8 protein-coding genes and 2 pseudogenes are annotated in these 12,449 nt (G+C 34.7%); all 10 read right to left on the bottom strand.

Features of this window, described 5'->3' with window-relative positions; translation table 11 throughout:
* Window positions 1-3: 3 nt before the first annotated feature.
* Entirely contained in the window at window positions 4-2,541 is a 2,538-nt protein-coding gene (locus KDN24_RS01215) for a molybdopterin-dependent oxidoreductase (RefSeq protein ID WP_409970665.1), read from the bottom strand.
* Between the two features lie 28 nt (window positions 2,542-2,569).
* On the bottom strand, window positions 2,570-3,478 hold the full coding sequence (gene nrfD / locus KDN24_RS01210) for an NrfD/PsrC family molybdoenzyme membrane anchor subunit (protein ID WP_409970664.1): 909 nt from the start codon (window positions 3,476-3,478) through the stop codon (window positions 2,570-2,572).
* 454 nt (window positions 3,479-3,932) lie between these two features.
* On the bottom strand, window positions 3,933-6,362 hold the full coding sequence (locus tag KDN24_RS01205) for a molybdopterin oxidoreductase family protein (protein ID WP_409970663.1): 2,430 nt from the start codon (window positions 6,360-6,362) through the stop codon (window positions 3,933-3,935).
* A gap of 16 nt (window positions 6,363-6,378) precedes the next feature.
* Window positions 6,379-6,936 carry an arsenate reductase (azurin) small subunit gene (locus KDN24_RS01200; protein WP_409970662.1) on the bottom strand — a complete coding sequence of 186 codons (558 nt, stop codon included), beginning with the start codon at window positions 6,934-6,936 and terminating at the stop codon, window positions 6,379-6,381.
* Window positions 6,937-8,023: 1,087 nt separating this feature from the next.
* A complete protein-coding gene (locus tag KDN24_RS01195) occupies window positions 8,024-8,827 on the bottom strand; it encodes an arsenite methyltransferase (protein ID WP_409970661.1) in 804 nt (267 codons plus the stop codon).
* Window positions 8,828-8,903: 76 nt separating this feature from the next.
* Window positions 8,904-9,359: a MarR family winged helix-turn-helix transcriptional regulator gene (locus tag KDN24_RS01190; RefSeq protein ID WP_409970660.1), complete on the bottom strand. Its 456-nt coding sequence runs from the start codon at window positions 9,357-9,359 to the stop codon at window positions 8,904-8,906.
* Between the two features lie 46 nt (window positions 9,360-9,405).
* Window positions 9,406-9,907 (bottom strand): annotated as a pseudogene (locus tag KDN24_RS01185) (arsinothricin resistance N-acetyltransferase ArsN1 family A).
* Between the two features lie 208 nt (window positions 9,908-10,115).
* Window positions 10,116-10,790: pseudogene (locus KDN24_RS01180) on the bottom strand (methyltransferase domain-containing protein).
* A gap of 211 nt (window positions 10,791-11,001) precedes the next feature.
* Entirely contained in the window at window positions 11,002-12,054 is a 1,053-nt protein-coding gene (locus KDN24_RS01175; RefSeq protein ID WP_409970659.1) for a flavin-containing monooxygenase, read from the bottom strand.
* 86 nt (window positions 12,055-12,140) lie between these two features.
* Window positions 12,141-12,425 (bottom strand): ArsR/SmtB family transcription factor, encoded by a 285-nt coding sequence (locus tag KDN24_RS01170; protein WP_409970658.1) that lies wholly within the window; start codon window positions 12,423-12,425, stop codon window positions 12,141-12,143.
* Window positions 12,426-12,449 lie beyond the last annotated feature (24 nt).

Here is a 12,449-nt window from a genome sequence, read left to right as displayed (position 1 = left end):
TTTCTATATTTTTTCAACTTTTATTCTGGCAAGCCCACCATGTCTTGCAGTTGCAGAACTAATACGTTCATAGTCACATGGTAGAATTTCATTATTATTTCCTCCGCGTGGCTGACGCTTTTTATAATCTGCTGCAGCAATAGAGCCATATGCCCAGTGTCCTTGTCCATAGCATTTTATTGCCACACCTGGACGCGTACCTTCCCATTCCTTTACGGTAACAGTAATTGTACCTTGAACAGATGTTACATTAATTTTGTCACCATTTTTCACTCCATATTTTTGGCAATCCTTAGGGTTCATTTTCAATACATCATCCCAAGGCTCATCCCCTGGATCTGCATCTTTAAACTCTTGATACCAAGTTGTATTTGCAGAACGACCTTCACGATTTAATCGGGAACGATGCTCAGAAAAAATGAGTGGGAATTCTTTTTCATCACCATGACGATATGGCTCCTCGTAATGTGGTACAAAGCTTAAATCCCCACGTGCTTTATACTTAACAGCTTCCATTACCTTATCAATGCTAACCTCATGTTTTTCAGCATGTTCTGAAAGGAAATCTTTCAATGTTTCGCTATAGAATTCAAATTTCCCAGTTTTTGTACCGAAATCGTCCCAATTCTTCTTATAACCTAGTCTTGTTGTATTCCACACACCAACATCAACAAATTCTTCCCAACTTGACATCTTATCGCCTTTTTTCTCGGCTTTTGGATCCCATACTGGATGAGTAGCTTGTTTTACATTATACAAAGCAAATTCCTCTGGAGTAGTTGGTTTCTTACCTGTTTCAGGATCAGCAAATTCATTCTTATAGTAATTTAATATATTTGGGAAGCCTCTATCAGCTAGCTTCTCAGCCAGTAGCCATGCTACTTCTGTTTCATCAGCTTTTACATCCCAAATACGTTTTACTACAGGTTGCTGAATAGACACGAAGCTATACATATTTTGCTTAGAGTTCACATTTGACCATCGCTCGAATAAATGGAATGCTGCTGGAAGAACAATATCAGCAAATTGAGTCATTTCAGCTGCGTTCGTTGTTATGTGAACAAAGAACGGTAGCTTCGCCATTGCTTTCTCCCATCGTTGAGCTCCTGTACAAGAAAACGCCCAGTTGTTCCAGTAACCAATAGCCATTTTGACATCATAAGGATCTTCATTCAAGATTGCATCAGCAACATTATTTGTGATAACACCTTTCCCGAGTCCGTCTTTGTTTATAGCAGGGAATTGTAAAGTACCACGTTGATCGATTTTCTTTTGTTTTTTTCCATTCTTTGCTATTTCATCCATATACTCCTCACTATCAGGAGCTGAATTAAGTGGTACCTTATTCGAACGATTTGTCCCACCAATATTCTCCACCGATCCAACCAAACCATTTAGAGCATGTGCTCCCATACATGCATATGCACCTCTAATTTGCATTGCAGTTCCAGGAGAAACCCAAGAGATTGCTCTAGGCGCGGCTGCAGCAAACTCTCTCGCTACTCTATATATTTGTTCTGATGGAACCCCTGCAATCTCTGAGGCCCACTCTGGTGTTTTATCATTCAATTCGAGATTCCACCATTTTACTAAGCCGTTCGTTCTGTTTTCTACAAATAAAGCTTCATCAACTTGTTTACCCTTTATAAATTGGTTAACTCCATCCTTGAAATCACCAACAAAATCTTTATTCCATAGTTCCTCAGATAAAATTACATGGGCCATTGCTGAAACAAGTGCACCATCCTCACCTGGAACAACAGGTAACCATTCATGTGATTTAGCTGCAGTAGTTGAAAGTCTTGGATCGATTACTGCTACTTTTGCATAATCTAATAAATTTCCAAATTTATTCATTATATTCGGTACTTGCCTATTGGAAGCAACTGGATCCGTACTCCACATAATCACATAACGTGTATTTTTAAGATCATAATCTCGGTAATCAAAATAATTTTCTGTAAAGCCAGGACCGACTTTCTCTGCCTCTGCACAAATAGAACTGTGCGAAATATTATTTGGAGAACCAAAAATACTTGTAAAATGCTTGTAGAAAAGATCGGCTTGCCCCGTATATCTACCCCGCATTAAAACATATTTATGAGTTTCATTATTTTTTCTAAGCTCCATTAACTTATCAGCGACTGTATCGAGTGCTTCATCCCATGAAATTGGAACAAATCGAGGATCTTCGTGCCTTCCCTTTTTCGGATTCGTACGCTTCATTGGTACCTTTACTCTATCTGGATCGTACATTTGTTGAATCGCAAGGTGAGGGCGAGGACAAATATTCCCATTATTTCCTTTACAATTTTCATTCCCTCTAATCTTAATTACCCGATCGTTTTCTACATATACTTTTACCGGACACCATGATGTACATCCTTGACATGTCGACGAAAGCCATTTTCCAGTTTCCACCTTACTTGACTCTGTACTTTCAGAGAAAGCATTTAAGATTGGCTTTTGAGCCCCAAATCCTGCAGCCGCAACACCAGTAATGGAAGTGGCTTTTATAAATGTTCTACGTGTAATGTTCATTTAACTACACCTCCGAATCTATTAGTTATTATAAAATTTGACCTGCATATAGGATGATATGTTTCATCGAATAGCTACCGATTAGGATGAAACATAGTAAAGCAAAAATGATAGTCTTGCTCACCTTTTCACATTTTGTAACAAAGAATGAAATAATGATTGGTAGGATGATTCCTACTCCTAATACTAACGTCCACCAGTATATTCCATACTCACTAATCATATTTGCAAAAGCTTCTTTTCCATCTAAGCCAATATAGTTTGTTGAAATGATCCATAATCCGAATATGATTAATTCAATAAATAACAAGCCCATTACAACCTTAATAGGATTCAACGGAGCCTCATCGTTTGCAGCAGCAACTTCTGCATAAGCCGAACCACCAATAACTTTCCCAACTAAATTCCCAACGAGATTCCCTATTAGTGATACAAAGACACTTCCGCATATGAGAGACGAAATGAAGAACAGAATTGGCAATAATCCATTCATCCACATAGGGTTACCTACAGATGTTAATAACAAGCCATGATAAAAACCAACTGCAATCGCGAATACTCCGCCAGTTAGTACAACTATTGAATAACTTGTATTTTCCAAAGATTGTCTACCGTATTTGATTGTAAGAAAAGCTGCGATTAACCCTATGACAATAAAAATGAATTGTAAAAACCCTCCCCAACTCGTAACAGATGTTGGGTTAACATTTATAAATGTGGATAACATTCTAAGCGGTCTTCCTAACTCGGTAAGTAGTACTAAAACTCCTAGTCCGACAAAGCACGGACCTAAAATAAAACCTGTTAGAACTTGTTTCATATACTTACCCTTATGAACAAATAAGAGATAGAGAGAGTACAAAAACGCGCCTACCCCGATTCCTCCAAGGAATAAGTCAATTGCTATTCTGAAATCCCAAAGCAAATGAGTTTCCATAAAAAAACCTCCTTTTCTTGTTTGATTTTATTTTCATGTAAAACTAAATAAATTACTGTCAGTAAATTGCTTTTTATTTGTAGGGAATAATCTTACATCAAATAAAGTGCATACGTATCACATTTATTAGGGAATATACCCTTTTCCATTTGTGAAAAACAAATGAATTTTCACTTTTAAAATCCTCTCCTTCCCCAATTTTGAATGGTTTTATAAATATATAAATAGGGATTACTATGGATATAAAAAAGCACATAAAATACTGAAAAAATTCACAAATAAAAAAGGTCCTCTTCCGAGCAACCTTTTTTATTTCTTTTTATTCAGTTTATTTAACCTAATTTTCTATTTTTTTAGGATTTCCTTCAGTTCAAAAAATATTAAAACAATAACCAAGATTAAAGTTTATCCCGATACTCCAATATTAGTAACCATGAAGATACCATTCTATTCCTTAATATCTTTCAACCATTGTTTTGTTTTTAAAAGGTTCTTTTTCAATTTTCATAATTCCAGCATGAGTGTTTTTATAATGGGCACCATTACGTTTAGAACGCACACTTGATTGTAGTTGATTAATGTATTTAAATGGATAAGCAAATACAACTGCAAGTACACCCTTTGAAGCAACATCAGTGACATCTGCAATAACCTCTAGTTCTCCTAACTCATTATAAAGCCTTAACCAATCTCCTGATTGAATGCCTTCTTTACTAGCATCATCAGGATGAATTTGGAGTTCTACTTCAGGTAGTTGATTAACAAGATGCGGAATCCATCTGAACGAATAGCCACATTGCCATATTACATTATGCCGTATGGTTGTAAGGTAATATGGATACTCACCATTTGGAAGAATTTCTGCTGGTAGAAATGTTGGGTGATCTCCTTCCCAATCTTGATCGTAGGGCTGCAACCTAGCTTTTCTATCTCCTGTTTCAAATTGTTCTGTATAAAGTCTCGGTGTACCGATTAATTCACTACCTTGTTTAACTAACGGAATTTGAATTCCACTCGTTCCAAGGCCACGAATCCATTCGTAATCAACTAAATCAAGACCCAAATATTTTCCGTCATCTGTAATCTTATATTCTTCAAAAACTTCTGAGCTATCTTTCCATTGATATTCGCTATCGTCAATTAGGCCATGTTTTTGACCTAACCTTTGGGCTACCATCGCAATAATTTTCCAGTCAGGCATTGCTTCTCCAGGTGCATCCATAAATTTAGAGTACATTCTTAATCGTCTTTCAAGATTCACTCTTAAATAATCCCATTCTCCCCATGCAGCTGAAGGTAGAATAACATCAGCAAACTCTGATGTTTCATTTTCATAGATTTCATTTATAATCATAAAATCTAATTTCTCTAAACCTTTTCGGAATTCATTTACATTTTGTGTTGTTGACATAGGATTCGAGTCAATAACCCAAAGTAGTTTTACTTTGTTATCAACAACTGAATCCCAAACATCTGGGCGCTCTTTTGAATCTGCAATCGGATGAGGTACTCCATTTAATATGGCTTCTTGATGGCCACCTTGCCTTCCAATGGAACCACCTTCAATCCCAATATTACCGGTGATCAAGTTTAAATTTGCATATACACCCACAACTTCGTCATTTTGAGAACCTTGCCAAATAACACCTTTTTCAAATATAGTTAGAACTCCTTTTGCCTTTGCGATAAGTTCTGCTGACTCCCTAATTAAACTTGCTGAAACTCCCGTAACACTTTGAACATTTTCAGGTTTATATTTTTCTTGAATTACAACAGCTTTTAATGCATTAAACGATGCCTCATCAACTCTATCTTTAATATATTGTTTATTTTCTAAACCGTTTGTTAAAATATAATGCATGATTGAATTTACTAATACAACATCTGTTCCCGGTACTAGCTGTAAATGATAACCGTTTTGCTCAGCATTTCGAGCAGCCAATGTTTTACGTGGATCCACAACAATTATCTTTTTTCCATCTCTTCTAGAAGAATAAATACGATCATATAAAACAGAGCCTGTTTCATATGTATTCGCTCCTGCTAATAATACAACCTCTGCAATTTCTGCATCTTCATAGGAATAAAGCATAAATTCAGTTGAACCAAAAATATCTCCGTATGAAGGGACTTCAGAAGCGAATTTAGGACGATTGTGAATTGCCCTATGTGGTATTCCTTTTTCCGGTCCTAATATTGGATCGTAAAGACCAACTGGTTTTGGTGAAAACGCAAATTTGCATCCTACATAGTTGTTTTCTGGGTTCTCATGATCTGCTTGCCAAATACCAACACCTCCAGGACCATGCGATCTTACCGTTTCAGCTATTTTATCTGCAATTAAGTCAAGAGCTTCATCCCAACTCACCTCAGTAAACACGCCATTTTTTTTAATCTTTGGCATTTTAACACGATTCGTAGTATCTGTTAATGGTTGTTTGCTATCGGAATAAATCGCTAATGCATTAGTTCCGCCACGAATAGAGTGATCACCTTTATTTACGATACACTCTCTATCTGGCACAATTGAAACGTAACTCTCTACTCCTTCAATCGTTGTAACTGATATTGTTTCAGGGCTAGACCAAGGCTCCCCCATAGCTGGTTTAGGCCAAGCCCCCCCCTCTGAGGTAGATTCGCTAACTGGCCAAACTGTTACGTTATATCCGCAACCGACACAGCAATATTGACAGACCGTAGTAAATTTCTTAGCTGTTTCTGGTGGTATAGGAAGGGATTGGGGATCCCTCAGTCCATTCCGGTTAATCTCTTCTGCCATTACATCTTTATTTAGTAAAAATGAAGACGCACTCCCAGCTAAAGTTGCTACTCCAATTGTTTTAATCGCTTGCCTTCTAGTCAAGCTCTTATTAAAAATTTCCACAGTAATCCTCCTTTCTCTAAACCATTTCTCCATCTAATAGATTATGCCTATAACCATATATCAACCCATCTACACCAACTGCAAAAATCTCATCATTTTCAATTTGTAACTGAATTCTTGGTAATGACGCCTTTCCTTGACCTATAACAACGCTTCCATGAAAAGAAGGATCATACACCGTCTGGTGGCATGGACAAAAGAATGTTTTTCTAGTTCCATCATAGGTTGATGGACACCCCATATGCTGACAGGCTCGATTAAATGCTACAATACTTTTGTTTGGACCAACACCTCCAGGAACCTCTTCTCCTAAATCTATTAAGTAGTTTGCTTGTGTTTTTAATGGATAGTCAAATTCAATTGGTTCGTTTAACTTGATATCTTTTAAATTAGCAATCTTTATATACGGATAACCATCTTCTGGTACTAACTTAGGTTCCTCGATCTTCTCGGTTTTTTCATCCGTACATCCAGTTAAGTAGATGGTACAAAGTGCTATACTCCCTCCAAACACTTTTATTGCATTTCTTCGGGTAATAAACCTCTCCTCTTCTTTGGCTTTTTGTTCCTCCACATCATTTCCTCCTTTTTTAATATCTGTGTTCTTATTTTCCTTTTCAAAAACTAAAAGAAAAACAATAATTAGCTTTACCCTATCGGTATTTATCCATAGGAATTAAATTCTTTAAGGATTTAATACTAAGAGATATTAAACATAAGTATATTCTTATTTAGTTATATTTAAAACAAAAAAATAATTAATATTTCAATTATTTAGATTATATAGATATTTATTATGGATTTCTATACTTATTAACTTTAAGGTAACTCTTTTTTCGTTCAAGAATAATATCTGCTTCTTTAAGTTTTTCAATTGTTCACTGACGCCTGGTATGAAATCTGTAAGACTTCCGCCGAGGCACAGCTGCAACTCCCTTTGCTTTATATATAAGCTAATAGTTTTAAACGATTGGAATCTCATTAATTAATTCTTCATACGCTCCATACTATCTATCCTTTGTCCTCCTTTCTTTAATATAATCAAATACTTATACCTTCAAATTAAGAAATTCATAAGCTTTACCCTTTGATATGGACATTAACGAATGTGCAGAAAGGAGTTTCAGAAGATTCTCAACAAGTTTTTAATGAAGTGATAAAAGTGGTGAAACCAAGGGGATCAGTTGCTATCCATGTATCAATTTGGAAGAAAAAATGAAAGCAGTTGAAAAGGATGAATCATCTGAAAGATATGGAACGACGCCATCGAAACATGAGGAATGGATGATAATGTTTAAGATATATTTTTGTTGAATAAATAACCGACTTTAATGTTGATTAACAATAATTGTAGAAGTTAATTATTGGGATTTTCATTTTTTTATTTATGAACTTAACCAATTTTTTAAAGCATAAGTTTGCCAAAGTGGCAAACTTATGCTTTAGGTAACAGTAATTTTTATTTTATAGTTTAGTTGAAAAAGAACTATGGGAATAAACAAACATCATTCAATAGTGTACGATTTCAATTTACAAATATTAAAAGCGTATTTTGATTCATAATCATATCACGATTTTAATGTTACTCTTTCTTAAAAGTAATATGATATTAGTGTGTAATTGAACTTTACTTCAAAGCTGCATCATATAATCATAAACAGTTATTTTACAGCTTGAATGATGGCAGACACGATATATTCTTCCACCTTATACTTAGGCGCCCATTCTTTTATTAACTCTTTGGACTCATCTTTCGGATTGATAGAAATATTTTTAAAACCAGCTTGCTCCATTATTTTCGTTAAGCTTTCAATAGTGGATGCTCCTGAAATACAGCCTGAATATAACTGAATATCTGATTGAAGTTTTTCTGGTAGAGTAGCTGTCATGACAATATCAGATATTGCTAAGCGTCCACCTTCTTTTAACACACGGTATGCTTCCTCGAAAACCCTTGGTTTGTTAGGGGATAAATTAATCACACAGTTCGAAATTATTACGTCAATACTACTATCGGCGACCGGTAAATTTTCAATTTCTCCTAAACGAAATTCAACATTATTAAAACGATTTTTCTCAACATTATTGCGAGCTTTACTTACCATCTCTGGAGTCATATCAACTCCTATAACCTTACCATCATCTCCAACTTTTGGAGAAGCTAGAAAACAATCAAAGCCCCCACCACTACCGAGGTCAAGAACATATTCTCCTGTTTTTAAATCTGCGATTGCTTGAGGATTTCCACAACCTAAACCCATGTTTGCTCCGTTTGGGATACTCCGTAACTCCTCAGTAGAGTACCCCATTTTTTTCGAAATTTCTTCAATAGAGATATTTTGATTGTCCCCTGGTGCACAACAACTTGGTGCACAACAATTATTATCTGTCACTACTTTTAAAGCAACTTTTTTATAATTCTCCCTAACTTCATTTCGAATTTGATCATTTTTTACTTCACTCATAATATTAAACCACCTTTTAAATTTTATTTGTCATTTCGTATTCCCAAGAAAGTAATTAATTATTTTTTACCACATACTAACCCCAAGGTGATGTACAACAAACGGATGATTTTAACATCCGATCATTTAGCAATTTTAATGAACGAATGACAATATCCTTTTCAAATTCATTCATATGAGAAAAAATCTCTTGAATATAATTGTTCATCTGTGTATCAACTAATTCATTAACTTCTTTTCCTTTCTCCGTTAAGGAAAGGATAGAAATACGACGGTCTTCAGCAGCAGGTGTTTTCATAACTAAACCCATTTTTATTAGTGATTGAATTTGTCTGCTAAATGTTGTAATATCCGTTCCCAATGTATCAGCTACTTGTTGGATAGCAGGTTGATGCTGCCGACAAATTTCATATATTATATGACTTTGTACTAAAGAAATCTCTAAATCACCAGTGCTACAACAGTTTTTGTTTAATAATCCGAAACGTCTAGTGAGCAATTGAAAAAGTCCTCTTAAATTATCATTCTCCATCCTTTATCACCCCTGTCTTATAAAATAAACTTGTAAAGCACAAGTATTAATCAAAAAAAACCTTCTCCATTGCCATTACATCAATGAATTTCCCATCGAGTATTCCTTGATTTTTAAAAACTCCAACTTCACGATAGCCTTTATTACGATACAATCCTTGCCCAAATGCGTTGAATGGAAAATGTAAAGAGCACTATTTTATAAAACCCATTTTCCTTAGCAGATTTCTCTATTGCTGTTAAAAGTGTCTTGCCAATACCTTGACCTCTGTACAACCTATCTATATATATGGATAAATCAGCAACTCCTAAATATGCGCACCTGTTATTATAGTGATTTAATGAAACCCAACCTAGAATTTTCCCGGTCTGTTCTGCAACTATGACTTTATAACGTCCCTCATGCAGCTTAAACCATTCTTTCATATCCTGAAAATCCTTTTTTTCAGTTTCTAATGTTGCAATTCTATCTTCGATTCCTTGATTATAGATATCCATAATTGCTATTAAATCACTATTATTTGCTTCCCGAACTAATACCAATTGCAACTCCCCTAAAATTTATCGATATATTATATTTATTAATATAAAACAATAACTTGCAACTTGCAATTATTTTTCAATAAAATAATCCTTGTTCTATAAAATTTTATAGGTTTTGTAGTTTTCCTACAGTAGCATGTGGAAGAATGGCAGCTAAGGTATATACATAAAGTGCACCTTGTAGCTATATTAATAAAATCAAGAGAAAAATCTCTTAACCTTTAACTCCTTTATACAATCCATATCCTATCTTGCCATCCAATATTGCCTTAAAGAAGATCTTTTCGTTTTCGATAATTTTATAAACACCTTTTATTCCCTTATGCCTTAGAATCCGTTTTAAAGTTATTAACCTTTCTGCTACAGTGAGAATTTTTGTGTAATGTGGAACATCACGATTTTTTCTGACCTTCCAGAATTTTTCTGGTTTTGACCACTCTTCATACTCCTCGATAATATTAACTACACCTGCTTTCCTCAACATTGTATTCCATTCCTCACGTTCTAATGGAGTCGTACCGTATCTTTCAGATAACTCATCCTTTTCGTGCCTACTCATTTTTTTCATCCATATTGATTCATGGATAACAACAGAGCCTCTAGGTCTCACTACCCGTACCATTTCATTAAGAACCTGTTGTGAGTCATCTGGAATTCCTACTGCACATTCGTTTATAATCACATCAAAGCTATTATCAGCAAAGGGTAACGCTTAGGAATCTCCTAGTTTAAAGGATATATTTTGGGATACACTTGATAATTTAGCAATTTCAGTAGCTGAATTAATCATTTTTTCAGATATATCTATTCCTGTTACTTGAACGCCGTATTTCTCTGCATAAAATATTGCTTGTGTTCCTCTCCCACTGGATACATCTAAAACTTGCAGCCCTTGCTTTAGACCAGCGATTTCTGCTGTATGTTTAGATAATTCGAAGCACCTGGATGCAATGTTTCAATTCCACTAATTTCAACTGCATCCTCGATAGTTGGTTTATGAATTCCATTTCTCTTCATCATTATTCCTCTTCTTCCGTCATTAATATTTTTATAATTTCCACGAAAACTTGCTTAATAGTTAATAGCATATATTTTCAGTTCTAAATATTAGCTAAAATAGCATTCACTTTATTCACGATGAATTTTGCATCTTTTCCTACGCCTCTCAAAGTTGCTGATGAAAATGAGCGTTGTCCTGATAGTCCAATATAAAATAGGCCCTTTATTGATTTACTGATTCCCTTATCATGTATCGGGAGGCCCTGTTCGTCTATCGCTCCATTTAGGGATTTCAAATACATCACCTTAGGTCGATAGCCTGTAGCAAAAATAATCGAATTAACTTTTTCTTCCCCATTTATCCAAAGAACTCCGTCTTTTGTTATTGATGTAAACATCTGTCTTCTATCGGGTTTATTTCTTAATATTGCTTTTTTATATATTCCTGTATCCAATACTGAATTAGTCAGAGAAAGACTTTTGGCAAAAGGGTAATAATCCAAGCCAGAGAGATTAAACCAATAATGAATATCCTTTCCTAATAAAGTTTGAGGAATAAATTTTATTAAATTGCGTGTAGCTAGTGTAACTTTAGATTTACCTGCTAATTCGTAGGCGATTTGAATTGCAGAATTCCCTGCTCCAACCACAATAACTCTTTGATCTTTGAACTCTTTAGAATTTTTGTATTGACTAGAGTGTATAATGTGTCCATTGAAAAGTTCCATCCCATTAATATTAGGAATATAAGGTGACGAAAATGATCCAGTTGCTGAGATAATGGTTTTTGCTTTGTATACAGAGCCATTAACTGTTTTGACTAAAAATAAATTGTTATTCTTTAAAACATCGATAACTTTTGTTTCTGTTTTAATATTTAATTCAAATTGTTTAGCATAATCAGTTAGGTAATTAATAACCTCAACTTTTGTAGGATAATGGTTAGAGCCCCCTGGAAATTTTAACCCTGGTAGTGAAGAATACTTCACCGGAGAAAATAAAGTGAGGCTGTCATAATAATTTGGCCATGAACCAGCAGTTTGTTCACTTTCATCTAAAACGAGATATTGTAAACCCTTATTTTTTAGGTAATACGCGGTTGCTAACCCAGCCTGCCCAGCACCAATCACAATAGAATCGAATATAGTTTCCAAAAAATAATCCCCTTTCATATCGTATTTTTACGATATGTTTAATTTAAAATAAAACATATAGAGATTTTTCTATATGTTCAGTTAGTTTACTTACAACAATTTATTAGAATTGTATTTAAGTTTTGTAAAATATTCATAATGCTACTTTTGTTCGGAAAGTAATAAACTTCTTTTCCTTCTCTTCGGGAATGTAATAAACCTGCTTTTTTAAGTTTAGATAATTGTTCAGAAGCTGTTGATTGACCAATTCCTACAAGTTCAGCTACTTGATTTACTGTTACTTCAGTTTGGTCAAGGAATAGAAACATAATTTCCTGTCGTTTTTCGTTAGCTAACGCTTTTAAAAATAGTTGAATTTCCTCGTTAATCAAATCGGATATAAAGCCTCCTTTCAA

Source organism: Cytobacillus sp. Bva_UNVM-123, assembly GCF_046351715.2.
Taxonomy (GTDB): domain Bacteria; phylum Bacillota; class Bacilli; order Bacillales; family Cytobacillaceae; genus Cytobacillus.
The sequence above is the reverse complement of the archived record's forward strand: the minus strand, read 5'-3'. Positions and strand labels throughout refer to the sequence as shown.